The organism is Kribbella sp. C-35 (genome assembly GCF_046549195.1).
GTDB lineage: Bacteria > Actinomycetota > Actinomycetes > Propionibacteriales > Kribbellaceae > Kribbella.
The window spans coordinates 367718-381319 of the sequence record NZ_JAJPWG010000007.1 but is presented as its reverse complement, the minus strand read 5'-3'; the positions used below and the strand labels follow the sequence as shown (position 1 = coordinate 381319).

16 protein-coding genes are annotated in these 13602 nt (G+C 68.5%); 8 read left to right on the top strand and 8 right to left on the bottom strand.

All coding sequences use genetic code 11. The features are described from left to right. Positions 1-55: 55 nt before the first annotated feature. On the bottom strand, positions 56-1099 hold the full coding sequence (locus ACLJOO_RS39355) for a Gfo/Idh/MocA family protein (protein WP_410793036.1): 1044 nt from the start codon (positions 1097-1099) through the stop codon (positions 56-58). Beyond that, complete coding sequence (locus ACLJOO_RS39350) at positions 1096-2118, bottom strand: Gfo/Idh/MocA family protein (RefSeq protein WP_410793034.1); 1023 nt, start codon at positions 2116-2118, stop codon at positions 1096-1098. The genes ACLJOO_RS39355 and ACLJOO_RS39350 overlap by 4 nt, the downstream gene beginning before the upstream one ends. 131 nt (positions 2119-2249) lie before the next feature. Between ACLJOO_RS39350 and glgX the strand changes: the two genes are divergently transcribed. Together glgX and ACLJOO_RS39340 are read left to right on the top strand one after the other, a co-directional pair. After that, complete coding sequence (glgX, locus tag ACLJOO_RS39345) at positions 2250-4358, top strand: glycogen debranching protein GlgX (RefSeq protein ID WP_410793032.1); 2109 nt, start codon at positions 2250-2252, stop codon at positions 4356-4358. 64 nt (positions 4359-4422) lie between these two features. Further along, positions 4423-5157 (top strand): SGNH/GDSL hydrolase family protein, encoded by a 735-nt coding sequence (locus ACLJOO_RS39340; protein WP_410793030.1) that lies wholly within the window; start codon positions 4423-4425, stop codon positions 5155-5157. Here ACLJOO_RS39340 and ACLJOO_RS39335 read toward each other — a convergent pair. The 5 genes from ACLJOO_RS39335 to ACLJOO_RS39315 form a co-directional block, all read right to left on the bottom strand. Continuing rightward, positions 5125-5586: a hypothetical protein gene (locus ACLJOO_RS39335; protein WP_410793028.1), complete on the bottom strand. Its 462-nt coding sequence runs from the start codon at positions 5584-5586 to the stop codon at positions 5125-5127. The two genes, ACLJOO_RS39340 and ACLJOO_RS39335, sit on opposite strands and share 33 nt — an antisense overlap. Continuing rightward, positions 5583-6074, bottom strand: a complete 492-nt coding sequence (locus ACLJOO_RS39330; RefSeq protein WP_410793026.1) for an RNA polymerase sigma factor — start codon at positions 6072-6074, stop codon at positions 5583-5585. The genes ACLJOO_RS39335 and ACLJOO_RS39330 overlap by 4 nt, the downstream gene beginning before the upstream one ends. Beyond that, on the bottom strand, positions 6071-6514 hold the full coding sequence (locus ACLJOO_RS39325; RefSeq protein WP_410793024.1) for a DUF3995 domain-containing protein: 444 nt from the start codon (positions 6512-6514) through the stop codon (positions 6071-6073). Before ACLJOO_RS39325 ends, ACLJOO_RS39330 begins: the two co-directional genes overlap by 4 nt. 78 nt (positions 6515-6592) lie before the next feature. Beyond that, positions 6593-7030 (bottom strand): PadR family transcriptional regulator, encoded by a 438-nt coding sequence (locus ACLJOO_RS39320; RefSeq protein ID WP_410793022.1) that lies wholly within the window; start codon positions 7028-7030, stop codon positions 6593-6595. Between the two features lie 273 nt (positions 7031-7303). Continuing rightward, positions 7304-8182, bottom strand: coding sequence for an AfsR/SARP family transcriptional regulator (locus ACLJOO_RS39315; RefSeq protein ID WP_410793020.1), 879 nt, complete (start codon positions 8180-8182; stop codon positions 7304-7306). Positions 8183-8351: 169 nt separating this feature from the next. Between ACLJOO_RS39315 and ACLJOO_RS39310 the strand changes: the two genes are divergently transcribed. Genes ACLJOO_RS39310 through ACLJOO_RS39290 form a run of 5 tightly spaced genes read left to right on the top strand, consistent with a single transcriptional unit; the run spans position 8352 to position 11157 of the window. Next, a complete protein-coding gene (locus ACLJOO_RS39310) occupies positions 8352-8579 on the top strand; it encodes a hypothetical protein (RefSeq protein ID WP_410793019.1) in 228 nt (75 codons plus the stop codon). Positions 8580-8632: 53 nt separating this feature from the next. Beyond that, the gene (locus ACLJOO_RS39305) at positions 8633-9046 is read left to right on the top strand and encodes a MarR family winged helix-turn-helix transcriptional regulator (RefSeq protein WP_410793018.1); all 414 of its coding nucleotides are present in this window, start codon (positions 8633-8635) and stop codon (positions 9044-9046) included. Continuing rightward, a complete protein-coding gene (locus ACLJOO_RS39300; RefSeq protein WP_410793017.1) occupies positions 9043-9453 on the top strand; it encodes a hypothetical protein in 411 nt (136 codons plus the stop codon). The genes ACLJOO_RS39305 and ACLJOO_RS39300 overlap by 4 nt, the downstream gene beginning before the upstream one ends. Before the next feature lie 10 nt (positions 9454-9463). Continuing rightward, a complete protein-coding gene (locus ACLJOO_RS39295) occupies positions 9464-10285 on the top strand; it encodes a MerR family transcriptional regulator (protein WP_410793016.1) in 822 nt (273 codons plus the stop codon). Beyond that, positions 10285-11157 (top strand): transglutaminase-like domain-containing protein, encoded by an 873-nt coding sequence (locus ACLJOO_RS39290; RefSeq protein WP_410793014.1) that lies wholly within the window; start codon positions 10285-10287, stop codon positions 11155-11157. Before ACLJOO_RS39295 ends, ACLJOO_RS39290 begins: the two co-directional genes overlap by 1 nt. On the opposite strand, the gene ACLJOO_RS39285 is transcribed toward ACLJOO_RS39290, so the two are convergent. Further along, positions 11154-11768: a TetR/AcrR family transcriptional regulator gene (locus tag ACLJOO_RS39285; protein WP_410793012.1), complete on the bottom strand. Its 615-nt coding sequence runs from the start codon at positions 11766-11768 to the stop codon at positions 11154-11156. The genes ACLJOO_RS39290 and ACLJOO_RS39285 overlap by 4 nt on opposite strands. A gap of 49 nt (positions 11769-11817) precedes the next feature. On the opposite strand from ACLJOO_RS39285, the gene ACLJOO_RS39280 reads away from it, so the two are divergent. Next, complete coding sequence (locus tag ACLJOO_RS39280) at positions 11818-13248, top strand: MFS transporter (RefSeq protein ID WP_410793010.1); 1431 nt, start codon at positions 11818-11820, stop codon at positions 13246-13248. The last annotated feature ends 354 nt before the right edge of the window (positions 13249-13602 follow it).

The following is a 13602-nucleotide window of genomic DNA, read 5'->3' as shown; positions in this document are numbered from 1 at the left end:
CGGGGACTACCGGTCGGTCACATCCCCGGGAACCGTACCTGACAGGAGCGGGACCTTAAACATCCACCGCCTGGCCGGAGGCCGCCGAGCGGCGGGCGGCGTCGACGATCTTCAGGGTGCGGAGGCCGACGGCGCCGTCCGGCTGCGGTACGACGGCCGGCGACTGGCCGGGCTGTGCCGGGCCGGTGGTGCGGACGGCGTCCAGGAATGTGTCGAGGAGCGACGCGTCCAGGTTGCCGCCGATCGGGAGGAAGACCTCGCCCGCGGCGTCCGTGCCGCCGACGTGCGCGACGAACGGCTCGATCTCCACGGACCCGTTGGTGCCGGTCACCTGCAGCGAAACCCCGCCCCAGGTCGCACCGTTGTCCGGAACGCTCCACGAGCAGTCGATGGTTGCCAGCAGCCCGTTGTCGTAGTTGATCGTCACCAGACCGCCCGTCTCCACCTCCACACCCTTGTCCTGGTGCAGGATCCGGTTCGCAGCGGCGTACACGCGGGTGGCGGACGCACCACCGGTCAGACCGTCGATCAGGTCCGCGCAGTGCACGGTGTGGTCGACCAGCGCACCCCCGCCGGCCAGCTTCGCGTCGGTGAACCACTGGCGGGCGGCGTACGGGATCTTCCCGTTGTTGGTGCCGAGGATCGCAAACACGTCACCGAGCCGGCCTGCCTCGACGTTCGCCCGCAGTTGCGCGTACGACGGCGCGAACCGGACCGGGTACGCGATCATCAGGATCGTCCCGGCCGCCTCGCACGCCGCGAGCATGGCCTCACCGTCTGCGACCTCGGTCGCCAGCGGCTTCTCGCACAGGACATGCGCACCGACGGCGGCGGCGCGCTCGACCAGTTCGCGGTGGCCCGAGTTCTCGGACGTCACCACGACCGCGTCGGGCCCCCAGGCGAACAGTTCGTCGTACGAGTCGACGTACGGGATGCCGAACTGCGCAGCGAACTCGGCACCGCGCGGTCCGGGGTCCGGAGCGCCGGCGCCATCGGGGTCGGCGGACAGTACGTCGATGTCGGGCAGCGACGCGAGCAGGTGCGCGTACGAACCCGCGTGGACGTGTGCGAACGAAGCGATCGCAACCTTCAGGCTCATGCCACTGCTCCCGTCGAGACGAAGGTCTTCATGTCGATCGGCTGACCGGACTCCATCGACGCCCGCGCCGCCTCGGCCAGGTAGACCGCGGTCGCACCGTCCGACGCGAGAACCCGCGGCTCCGGTCCGCCGCGCAGGCCGATCGCGAACTCACGCAACTGGGTCAGGTACGGGCTCTCGCCCAGCGCCGACTCGGGAATCAGCAGGTCGCCGACGGCACCGCCGTTCTGCAGCTCTTCCTTGTAACCCGTGTCGCCGTCGGACTTGAACTTCAGTACGCCGGTCGCGCCCGCGACCGAGAAGCCGGTCTGGAACGTCGTACCGGTCGCTCCCCAGGTCGCCCGGCAGTGGCTGATCGCACCGGACTCGTGCGTCAGCGTCACGTGCGCCGCCACGTTGACAGGGCTGACGCCGTCCACGGTCGGCGGGTTCTGTACGGCGTACACCGTGGTGACCTCGCCGCACAGCCAGCGCGCCTGGTCGAGGTCGTGCACCATCAGGTCCATGATCACGCCACCCGACCGGGCCACGTCGCGGTACCAGCCCGCACCGGCCGGCGAGGACGCCTGGCGGTAGAACCGGGCCACCGCGACCTCACCGATCCGCCCGGCCTGGATCGCGTCGTACGCCGCCTTGTACGCCGGGAACCACCGCACCACATGCGCCGGGTACAACCGGACGCCGGCCGCCGCGGCCGCGTCGATCACCTCGTGCGAGTCGGCCGCCGTGAGCGTCAGCGGCTTCTCGCAGATCACGTTCTTGCCCGCCGCGATCGCGGCCAGCGTGATCTCCTTGTGGGTCGCCGACGGAGTGACGATGTCCACGAACTCAACCGCGGCCAGCAGCTCGTCCAGCGACGGCACGACCTCCAGCCCGTACTGCTGTGCCAGTTCCTCCGCGCCTTCGAGTGAATAGACCAGGACCCGGGCGCCGACGGCCTTCCAGGACTCGGCGTGGATGCGCGAGATGTTGCCCGCGCCGATCAGACCGACGGTCAGACCGGCCAACTCTTCCGACATGTGTTCCCCTGGGGGTGGGTAATTAGTAACGGTCCTTGCGTATCACTGCGCACAGGCGTTCGCAACTACCGTCTCACGAACACAACCACCTCACTATCGTGAACTAACGCCGACGTGTGCAGAATGACCCGGTGAAAGAAGCGACCGCCGCCCCGGATGCTGCCGGCCTGTCCGCCGACACCGGCCTGCGTCTGGGCGCAGTGGTCCAGACCGATGGGACCACTTTCACCCTGTGGGCACCGACTGCGGAGCGGGTCGAGCTCGCGCTGATCGCCGACGACGGCAGCCAGCGGAACCTGGACCTCACGCACACCGGTGAGTTCTGGACCGGGTTCGTGCCAGGCGTCGGCGCCGGCCAGCGGTACGGGTACCGCGTGCACGGTCCGTTCGACCCGTCGCACGGCCTGCGCTTCAACCCGTCGAAGCTGCTGCTCGACCCGTATGCGCGGGCCGTGGACGGCTCGCTGGACTTCAGCAGTCCGCTCATCTACGACTCCTCCGACGGCGACTCGGCCGGGCATGTCCCGGTCGGCGTGGTGGTCGCCGACTCCGAGCCGCCGCCCCCGATCAGCAAGCCGGTGCACTGGGGCGAGACAGTCATCTACGAGCTGCACACGAAGGGGTTCACCAAGCTGCATCCCGACGTACCCGAGCACCAGCGCGGCACGTACGCCGGTCTCGCGCATCCGTCGGTGATCAACTATCTGACCGAGCTCGGCGTGACCTCGGTCGAACTGCTGCCGATCCACCATTTCCTCACCGAGCCGGCGATCGCGGCGCGCGGCCTGCCGAACTACTGGGGCTACAACACGCTCGGTTTCTTCGCGCCGCACGCGCCGTACTCGTCGTCCGGTGCGCGCGGTGAGCAGGTGGCCGAGTTCAAGGCGATGGTCGCCGCGTTCCATACCGCGGGCATCGAAGTGATCCTCGACGTGGTCTACAACCACACCGCCGAGGGCGGCTTCGACGGACCGACACTGAGCTTCCGCGGGATCGACAACCGCGCGTACTACCGGCTGGCCGGCAGTGACGGTCATGGCGCCGCGATGTACGACGTGACCGGCACCGGCAACTCGGTCGACACCTCGCACCCGCAGGTACGGCGACTGGTGATGGACTCGTTGCGGTACTGGGTCGAGGAGATGGGCGTCGACGGGTTCCGGTTCGACCTCGCCGTCACGCTGGTACGCAACGAGCGGCACGAGGTCGACATCCCCGACCACCCGTTCCTGGCCGAGGTCGCGGCCGACCCGGTGCTCGGCCGGGTGAAGCTGATCGCCGAGCCGTGGGACGTCGGCCCGTTCGGCTACCAGGTGGGCAACTTCGGCCCGCCGTGGTCGGAGTGGAACGGTAAATTCCGCGACAGCGTCCGCGACGTCTGGCGCAACACCTCCGACGGCGTGAAGGACCTCGCCTACCGCCTCTCCGGGTCCAGCGACCTGTACGGCGACGACGGGCGCTACCCGTACGCGTCGATCAACTTCGTCACCGCGCACGACGGGTTCACGCTGCGGGACCTGGTCAGCTACGACCACAAGCACAACGAGGCGAACCACGAGGACAACCGGGACGGGACCGACGACAACCGGTCCTGGAACTGCGGCGTCGAGGGCGAGACCGGCGACGCCCGCGTGATCGCATTGCGCAAGCAACAGATGGCGAACCTGATGTCCACGCTCATCCTGTCCACCGGCGTGCCGATGATCACCGCCGGGGACGAGTGCGGGCGGACGCAGGACGGCAACAACAACGCGTACTGCCAGGACAGCGAGATCTCCTGGTTCGACTGGTCGCTGCCGAGCACCTGGTCCGATCACCTCGAGCTGACCAAGAAGCTGCTGGCCCTCCGCGCCGCGCACCCCGCACTGCGCCAGTGGCACTACTTCTCCGGGCAGCCTGTCGTGTCCGGTGGCCGCAAGGACCTGTCGTGGATCGCTCCGCACGGCGGGGAGATGACCGACGCGGACTGGTTCGACGGGAACCTGCGGACGATCGGCATGTTCCTGCGCGGCGACGCACTACGGGCCACCGACGCGGAGGGCAACGCCCTCACCGACAGCTCGTTCCTCCTGGCGTTGAACGCGACAGCAGAAACCAGACCGGTCGTCGTACCGGACGCGTCGTGGGCACCGGCGTACGAGGTAGTGCTGGACACCAGCCACAGCATGGTGACCGAGGTGGAAGCCGGTGCGACGGTGCCGCTCGCCCCACGCACCTTGGTGCTCCTGCGCGCTCTCTGAGGTCGTTAACCTTCCGCCTGTACATTCGGTGGTCACCTTCTGTTCATGTCTGGGGGGACCGAGGTTGACCACACCTATCGGGGCGCTGCACCGCGCGATCATGCGCTGGGGCGAGGCCGAGCGGACCAGTTCACGGCTGGCGATCCAGCGCTGGGTGGACGGGGTCGCGTACGTCGATGTACAGGCGCGGACGTATGCGGAGTACTGGACTGCGCAGAACTCTCTGACCCTCTCGGCCGAGGGACCGCTCTGGGTTGTTCTTGGTGATTCGACTGCGCAGGGGCTGGGTGCTTCGTCACCACTGCACGGGTACGTCGGCCAGGTGCTGAACGCACTCCGCCGTAACGGGACGCCGTGGCGGGTACTGAACCTGTCGCGATCCGGTGCGCAGACTCAGCACGTGCTGGACGATCAGCTTCCGTTGCTGGACGGACTGACCCCAGCACTCGTCACCTGTGGCATCGGCAACAACGACATCCTCGCTACCCCACCGAAGCGTTTCCGCGACCGCCTCCGGCAAGTGATCGACCGGCTCCCCTCCTCGTCGGTTGTCATGGACCTGACCGTTCCGGACCGCTTCTGGCGGATCGGTGGAGCTGTCAGCCCGTATGTCTCCGGAATCAACCAGCTGATCAGCAACACGGCCACCTCCCGCGGTCTCCCGGTTGCCGAGGTGTCCCGCTACGCCCGCCCGCCGTGGCGCGGCATGCTCGCCCCAGACGCCTTCCACCCGAACAACCTCGGCTACCGCCGCCACGCCGACGCCCTACTGGCCGCGATCCCTGAGAAGCTCTTGTAGGCGGTCCAGCGTCTTGCTGCTCTCCTGTCGCACTCTGATCGGGATGATCGCGCCGCGACCCGGTACGCGAATGCCGCCGGTCAGAGCTACCCGCGTGCCACCGCCTGGCTCGGCGGCGACTGCCATACCAATGATCAGGAAGCGGCTCTGTAACCAGCACCACCCTGGGCGGAACTGACCGGTTAATCGGGCGCGTTGGCCGCGCTTTCCCCTCGCCAACACGACGACACGGTCGCCGTCGCGCTCCTCGAGCGTCGCCGAGACGAGGTCCGCCTGGATGGTCGCGAACACGTCGAGGTCGGTCAGCATGACCTTTACCTGGTCGGGCGCGGCCGGCAGTACGTGTTCGGTGACGGCCGCACCGGGCACGCCCGCCGCGAGCGCGCGGAACCGCTCGACGTCGGTCAGTTCAACCTGTGGCCAGTTCATGAGCTCCACGCCTTCCGAAAGCTTGCCCGCGCCCGGTGCAGCCGCGACTTCGCCGTACCCGATGGGACGTCGAGTACGGCGGCCGCTGCCTGCTCGTCCATTCCTTCGAGATCCCGCAGCACCAGGACTGCCCGATGCTCGGGCGACAGCCTCCGAAGCACGTCCTGTACGTCGATCGCGAGCTGCGGATCGTCCGCGTCCGGCAGGTCCGTCAGCTCGGCGGGCCGTTGCCGCTGCCCGCGGCGCGCGACCCGAACCGCCTCACGGACGGCGATCGCCCGCGCCCAGCCGAACAGCGCCGCCGGCTCCTGCAGACCGCGGAGCCCGCGAAAGATCGCGATCAGCGCTTCCTGCGCCGCGTCGGCGCCGTCGGTCAGCGCGATCGGCCCGCAGATCTTCCCGACGTACGGCGTCAACGCGTCGAGCACCTCGTTCATCGCGACCGTGTCGCCACGTTGCGCCGCGCGAACAAGATGTTCCTCGATCATCTGAGGAAGTCTGACAGCAGCGGCCTGTCGACTGCTGTTCGCCGCTGCGCTCGGAGGAGCTTCAGATCAGCTACGCACAGAGCGACACAGAGCGGGGTGTAGAGGAACAGGTTGAGCCAGTAGAACGCCGTACTCGTGTGAACCGCGCCTGTGATCCAGACCAGCCCGACAGCCGCCCGCGCGGCCAGCCCGGCCACCAGGCCGACGACCACGAGCCTGCTGAGCCTCCACCGCGCACTGGTGAGAATGGCGCCTGCCAGCAGGAGGTGCAGTGCGGCTAGTGGCAGCACTACTGCGGGGCTGAAGCTCACCTGCGCATTGAGGACAGTCAGCGAGAGGCTGCGCTCATTCGCCGCGGGCCAGGTGGCGCCTGTCGCCCAGTAGACATGCACCGCCGCAAGCAGGACGTGTGCGCTCGCGGCGACCTTTCGAGAATCCATCTCGACTCCTTCTCGGATGTGCGTGACAGCTGAGAAGAGGAGTTGTTCGGCCGAGACGTTCCCTGCGTGACGCAGGTCTCAGGCTTCGGGGGCCTTCGGAGGCTCCGGGATCACCGGGGCGTCGGCGAGCAGCAGGTAGATCGAGCGCCGGGCCTCGGCCAGGATCCTGGCGGCCGCGGTGCGCTGCTCCTCCGAACCGCTGCGGGCGACCTGCCGAGTCGCTGAGTGCAGCTCCTCGAGCAACGCGCGCAGGTCGGTCGCGGGCTCGGTGCTCGCGAAACCGGCGAACGGATCGATCGACGTCTCGCGACGCGTCTCGACGTACTCGCGGCCGGCGTCGGTCAGGGTGACGAGCTTGCGGCCGGCCTCGGCGGTCACGGTGACCAGGCCCTCGTCTTCCAGTTGGTTGATGGTCGGGTAGATCGCGCCGGGGCTGGGGGTCCAGCGCCCGTCGCTGCGGTCCGCGATGGCCTGCATCAGCTGGTAGCCGTGCATCGGCTCCTCGGCCAGCAGCATCAGGACGGCCGCTCGGACATCGCCGCGCGGGGCACGGCCGCGGCCTGAGCCACGTCCTGCACCACGACTAGGGCCTCGGCCACCGCGTCCGCGGTGCATCGGCATGCCTTCTCCCATGCGCGGTCCGCCGCGCCGGGGGTGGTGGCCGCGTCGGCGGCCTCGGGTTTCGTTGGGGGTGTTCATACTTTCCTCCTCGATATTCTTCATGACACTAACGATATATCGTTACTGTCTTCAAGGCAAGCCTCCATCAGCAGCGACGTACTGGAGGTCTCAGGCGTCGGCGAGCAGCAGGCGGAGCGAGCGGCGGGCGTCGGCCAGGATCTTGGCGGCCGCGGTGCGCTGCTCCTCCGAGGCGCGGCCGGCAATCTGCCGAGTGACCGAGTGCAGCTCCTCGGCAAGCGACATCAGGACGTCCGCCTCGGTGGGGACGAGCGCGGGATCCTGCCGCAGGATCGCCTCCTGGAGTTCGTCGATCTCCGGCGCCGGATCCACGCCGAGCTCGCGATTCAGCACCGCCCGCAACTGCAGGACCGTGTCCAGCGCCTCGGCCTGTCGACCAGATCGGTACTGCGCTGTGGCGAGCAGAACCGACCGCCGCTCACGAAGCGGAGCCTCCGCGACCAAGGCCTGGGCCTTGCCGAGAACACTGCTGTGCCTGCCCGACCGCAGCGCGGCCTCGACGGCGGTCTCCTGCGCGAGTTGCCGCAGTTCTTCGAGCCGGGCCGCCTCGATCCGGGCCGCATCCCAGCGCTCGACCTCGATCAGCGGCCGGCCCCGCCACAGACGCAACGCGCCGGACAGCACCGCGGCCGCATGCTCGGCATCGGTCGCCAGCAGTACGCCGGCCCACTCGACGGCCCGCTCGAACCGCTGCGCGTCGATCTCGTCCGACGGGATCGTCAGCCGGTAGCCGCGCGGCGACGTCTCGATCGAACGCGGGCCGAGCGCCTTGCGCAACCGCACCACGCACCCCTGCACGATCTTCGTCCACGACGCCGGGAGTTCGTCACCCCAGAGGACGTCCGCGAGTACGTCGGCACTGACGACGTCCCCCGGATGCACCACGAGCGCAGACAGGACGACGCGATCACGCCGGCCTAGATGTTGCCCCCCATCGACCGTGAGTGGGCCCAGAACCGCGATACCCACCCCCTCGACTGTCGATCGACCGGTACGTCGCGTCAAGGCCCGCGCTCGATACCGCGCCGATACCTGGTGGGACGACACTCAAGATCGGGGCGGTACGACCATGTCCAGACAAGTACAAGGGACACCGGCACCACAAAACAAGCGATCGATCACGACTTGGCTGAGCAGAGTGGCAGCCGTCGCGGTGTGCAGCGTGCCGCTGATCACGGCGGTTCCGGCCAGCGCTCAGGAGTATCCGCGGCCGGAGGGCGCATCGGCGAGCTACGGCACGCAGACACCCGACCTCGACGGCGGTCTGGATGCAACCTCGGTCGCGGTCGGAGCAGCGAGCGCGATCGCACTGACCTGGATCGGCCTGGGCAGGCAACGGCGCGGGCATCGCACGCAGACGCCCTGAGGCCCGTACAGAATTCCGGTGGCGGATAGTACGGATTCGAATAATCTGGATCCGTGGAACATGACGAGTTGTTGCTGGTGTTGTTGCAGCGGGCGACGCATGTGACGTTGCAGGTGCTGGGGACGGAGCTGGCCGACCTGGGGTTGACCGCTTCCGAGCTGAACGTGCTGGCCAACCTCGCGGACGGGCAGCCGCGGACGGTGTCCGAGATCGGGGTCGCGGCGGGTGTGCGGCCGACGACGCTGACCGGCGTACTCGATCGGCTTGCCGACAAGGGGCTGCTGACTCGCGCCGCGCGCAGCGGGGACCGGCGTGCCGTGGAGATCTCGCTGACCGCGGCCGGCCGCCGGAGTGCGGCCCGGGTGGCGAAGGCGTTCGAAGCGGTGGAGGCGCGGGCGTTCGACGACGTACCGGCGTCGGCGATCACGCAGGCGCGGCGGGTGCTGAAGGCGTTGGCGGAATCATGACCGTCTTCGACGAGCTGATGGGTGAGTTGATGTCGACGGCCGAGCGGTTCGGGCATCGGGAGCACGTGCGGTTGACGTGGCTCGCCGTACGGCGGTGTGGGACGGCCGGCGCGGTCGAGCTGATCAGCGACGGGATCCAGAAGACGGCGCGGTACGCCGGGGTGCCGCAAAAGTACAACGCCACCGTCAGCAGGGCATGGGTCGAGCTGACGGCGTACCACATGACCGAGGCGCCAGGCGAGGACTTCGAAGAGCTGGTACGCCGGAACCCGGGGCTCCTCGACAAGCGGCTGCTGACGCGCTTCTACAGCTCCCGCGCCTTGGCATCTCCGGCCGCACGGACCGGGTGGGTCGAGCCGGACATCAAGGCGTTCCCCTTTACTCTGCCCCAAGGGCAGGGGGTGTGATGGTCCGGTGTTGACGATCAGTGAGTTCGGGCGGAGGGCCGGGCTTTCGCACAAGGCGCTGCGGTTGTACGACGTGTCGGGGCTGCTGGCGCCGGCGCAGGTGGACCCGGCGAACGGGTACCGCTTGTACGACGAGGAGCAGTTGGAGCGGGCGCGACGGATCAGTGTGCTGCGGCAGTTGGACATGCCGCTGACCACGATCGCCGAGGTGCTCGCCGGGACGGACGAGGAAGCATTCATCCGGCTGAACCGGTGGTGGGCGGCCGAGGAGGCGACCACGGCGTCCCGGCGGGCGACGTTGCAGTACCTGCGGGACCGCCTGTCGCGCTCGGGTACGACGGGACTCGCGCCGCGACCGGTGCGCACCCGGGACGTGCCGGCAACGAAGATCGCGTCGATCCGAGCCGACACCAACCAGCAGCTGCTGATCGGCGTGATCGTGACGTGCACCGACGAGCTCACGTCGTACCTGCGGGCCGCCGGTGCGACCGCGGACGTTGGGTCGTGGGTGATCTACCACGGCGCGGTGACGCCCGAGGGTGAGGCGACGGTCGAGGTGTGCGTGCCGTTCGAGGGCCTGGTGGACCCGGCCGGCCGGATCGGGATCCGGGTCGAGCCGGCACATCGGGAGGCGTACTGCACGATCACGATGGACGAGTGCGCGTACCCCCGGATCATGCTCGCGTACGACCTCGTCTTCGACTGGGTCCGGGCGTCCGGCACCCCCGAAGCGGGTCCGCCGCGAGAGGTCTATCGCCCGGACTGCCACCTACTCCCCCGCAACGAACCTGCCGTCGACATCGCACTGCCCATTCTCGAGAGGAACCTGTGATGGACTACGCGATTCAGACGCGTTTCAGCGATCCCGGCGTGCATGCCGGTCTGTTCGACCTGCTGCCGGACGATGTCGGCGAGATCGCCGCGGTGGTCCGCAACCTGCTGATCCACTACCGCGGCGGCGGCATCGAGTTCACCGGCGAACGACTCGCCGAGATCGACAACCGCTGGGTGTCGGCGATCCTGGCCACGGACCAGAAACGCAACGGTACGCCGCTCGCGGTGCCGCGGGAGCCGGTGGACCGGGTGGTTGGCTGTTGCCGCGACTACACGCTCTTGTTCGTCTCGATCCTGCGCCACAAGGGGATCCCGGCGCGCAGCCGGGTCGGGTTCGGGAACTACTTCGCCGAGGGCTTCAACCACGACCATGTGGTGGCCGAGTACTGGAACGGCGACCGATGGGTGATGATCGACGCCCAGATGGATCCGGCCGATCCTCGCTTTACGTTCGACGTAGCGGACATGCCTGGTGGGCCGTTCCTGTCGGCGGCCGAGGTGTGGCGGGGATACCGGGCCGGTGAACTCAACGGTGATCTCTTCGGTGCGGATCCCAATCCGGACGCTCCGCTGAAGCTGCACGGTGGGTGGTTCATCCGCACCTATGTGCACTTCCAGCTCGCGCATCTGAATGGCGACGAGCTCTTGCTCTGGGACAACTGGGGGTCCATGTCGGACACACTCGAGGGCGCTGACGTCGAGCTCACCGACCGGATCGCGGACCTGATGCTTGCCTCCGACAACGGAGATGACGCGGCGACGAAGGAGGTCAACGAGCTCTACCGCACGGACCCTCGGCTGACGTACGCCGGTCGCGCCTTCGTCACCTCACCCGCCGGCGGAGAGTTCGCCTGGAAGGACCTCGGCTAGCCCGCGAAGCCGTTGCGGAGTTTGTCGAAGAGGTGGTCGACGCGGGTGCGGTGGTCTTCGGCGACATCGTCCGGGGTGTCGCCGGCCATCAGCCGCCGGGCGGTTCCGGTGAGGACCGTGGTGTAGCCGGCGATCAGGAACGCGGCGAGGAGCGCGGCGTCGCCGTCGAACGCTGAGTTGCCGGACGCGGGGTCGCCGGACAGCTCCTCGACCACCGTCTGCTGGAGCTCGTCCGCGATCTCCCGGGCCCGCCCGATCAACGCCGGCGACGCGGCGACCGTCACGAAGAACGGGACCGACCCGTCCTTGAGCCCGGACAGGGCGTGGCGGTCGTCGGCCAGGCGCAAGGTGGCCTCCCGGAGCGACGCCAGTACGTCGGTGCTGCCGCGCACCGCCGTACGCAGCAGATCTGTCGCGTCGTCGGCGCGGTCGAGGAGCAGGTCCTCCTTGCGCGGGAAGTGCTTGAAGACCGTCACGCTCGACACGCCGGCCTCCCGCGCGACCTCGGCGACCGTCACGGCGTCGAAGCCGCGCTCCAGGAACAACTGGGTGGCGACATCGGAGATCCGCGCACGCGTCTGCGGTCCGCCACGGGCTGCGGTTCTGGGCATGTGACCTCACTTTCTTGTGTCACTAAGCTTAGTCACTTAACCTAGTGGCATGTCCTCCGATCAGACAACTGTCATAGCAGGCGCTCCCCGGTCGTTGCGGGAGGCGTGGGTCGCGCTGGCCGGGCTGTCGGCGGTGTTCCTGTTCGAGATGCTCGACAACTCGATCCTGAACGTCGCGCTGCCCACCATCGGGCGCGAGCTGCACGCGTCGACGACCGCGCTGCAATGGGTGACCGGCGCGTACGCCGTCGTGTTCGGCGGGCTGATGCTCGCGTTCGGGGCGATCGCGGACCGGTTCGGCCGGCGGCGGATCATGCTCGTCGGGCTAGCACTGCTAGCGATTGCGAGCTTCGCGACCGTATTCGTCTCCACGGTCGAGCAGTTGATCGCCGTACGCGTCGCGATGGGGGTCGCGGCCGCGATGACGACACCGGGATCGCTCGCGCTGAGCTTCCGGCTGTTCGAGGACGACGGGCTCCGGGTGCGTGCGACGACGCTGATCTCGACCGTGGGGCTGGTCGGGCTCGCGGTCGGTCCGACGGCGGGTGGGTTCGTGCTGGCGATCGCGCCGTGGCAGGTCCTGCTGCTCGTCAACGTACCGATAGCAGTGCTGGCGATCATCGGCGTACGGCGTGGCATCGCCCCCGACGTACCGGCCGAACTTCATCGCGATCCGATCGACGTCGCGGGTGCGATGCTCGGTACGGCGACCATTGTCCTGGCGCTCGTTGCGCCGACGCTGTTCGTCAACGAGGGTGCCGGGTCGTGGAGTCCGTGGGCTCTTTCCGTCTTGGCTGTGATCGGGGCTGTGCTGTTCTACGTCCGCGAGCGTTCCGCGACGTACCCGCTCCTCGATCCCAAGCTGGTCGCGCATCCGCTGGTGTCTAGCGGGCTCGCATTCAAGGCCGCTGCCGGTCTGGCGACGGCAGGGCTCGGGTATCTCGTGACGCTGCAGCTCCAGCTCGACTGGGGTTGGTCGCCCGCGCTCGCCGCGATCGGGATGCTGCCGCAGGTGGTGGTCCTGGTCGCGGGCGGTGCGTTGATCAGGCCGTTCGTCGAGCGGGTCGGTCTTGAGCGCGCGGCGTGGATGAGCGCGGCGGCGGTTGTGTTCGGGCTCGCCGTGTTCGGAGCGCTCAGCCGGTACGGCTACGTGTGGGTCGCGATCGCTCTCGTCCTGGTCGCGGCCGGGATGCGCGTCGTGGGAGTCGTTGCCGGAGTCAACGTACTGCGGGGACTCCCGAAGAACCGCACCACGATCGGCGCCGCCCTGACCGACACCGCGACGGAGGTGACGTCCGGCGCCGGCATCGCCATCACCGGCACCATCCTCGCCACGATGTTCACCGGCGCCATCACCACCCCGAACTGGACCGCCCACCAAACAGCCCAGTTCCACCAAGCCACCACCACCGCCGGCCTCACCCTCACCACCCTCGCCGCGGCACTGGTTGCCTGGGGCATCGCCCGCAGTCGGGCCTGAGCGCACCCGCCAGTGCCGCGAGACAGGTTATTGCGGCTCTTGTGACTGATGTGTAGGTGGTCGATGGCAGCCTGCGGCGGTGCCAGGCTTGGTGTGATCTGCAGCTCGACAGGATGTGTCGGTCGGCTGGGTAGTGCACCTGAGCGTGAACGTGTCCGTGCGTACAGCGTCTCACCGGTGCTCTACCTGTCGAGCTTGCACATCCCACAGCCCACGAGCAGCCGTGCCGCCACCACAACCCCCGCACCTCCGGCAACAGGACCGGGTATCCCCTGGTGTTGTGGGTTCTCCCCTCGCATACCAACGGAGAAGGCACAACACCGTCGGATCTCCCCTCGTGTGCGGGCTCTCGCC

Excerpts from the sequence above, each read along its gene's own strand:
- ACLJOO_RS39355 (WP_410793036.1), bottom strand. The coding sequence starts at position 1,099 with ATGAGCCTGAAGGTTGCGATCGCTTCGTTCGCACACGTCCACGCGGGT.
- ACLJOO_RS39350 (WP_410793034.1), bottom strand. The coding sequence starts at position 2,118 with ATGTCGGAAGAGTTGGCCGGTCTGACCGTCGGTCTGATCGGCGCGGGC.
- ACLJOO_RS39335 (WP_410793028.1), bottom strand. The coding sequence starts at position 5,586 with ATGAACTGGCCACAGGTTGAACTGACCGACGTCGAGCGGTTCCGCGCG.
- ACLJOO_RS39330 (WP_410793026.1), bottom strand. The coding sequence starts at position 6,074 with ATGATCGAGGAACATCTTGTTCGCGCGGCGCAACGTGGCGACACGGTC.
- ACLJOO_RS39325 (WP_410793024.1), bottom strand. The coding sequence starts at position 6,514 with ATGGATTCTCGAAAGGTCGCCGCGAGCGCACACGTCCTGCTTGCGGCG.
- ACLJOO_RS39320 (WP_410793022.1), bottom strand. The coding sequence starts at position 7,030 with ATGCTGCTGGCCGAGGAGCCGATGCACGGCTACCAGCTGATGCAGGCC.
- ACLJOO_RS39300 (WP_410793017.1), top strand. The coding sequence starts at position 9,043 with ATGACCGTCTTCGACGAGCTGATGGGTGAGTTGATGTCGACGGCCGAG.
- ACLJOO_RS39290 (WP_410793014.1), top strand. The coding sequence starts at position 10,285 with ATGGACTACGCGATTCAGACGCGTTTCAGCGATCCCGGCGTGCATGCC.
- ACLJOO_RS39285 (WP_410793012.1), bottom strand. The coding sequence starts at position 11,768 with ATGCCCAGAACCGCAGCCCGTGGCGGACCGCAGACGCGTGCGCGGATC.
- ACLJOO_RS39280 (WP_410793010.1), top strand. The coding sequence starts at position 11,818 with ATGTCCTCCGATCAGACAACTGTCATAGCAGGCGCTCCCCGGTCGTTG.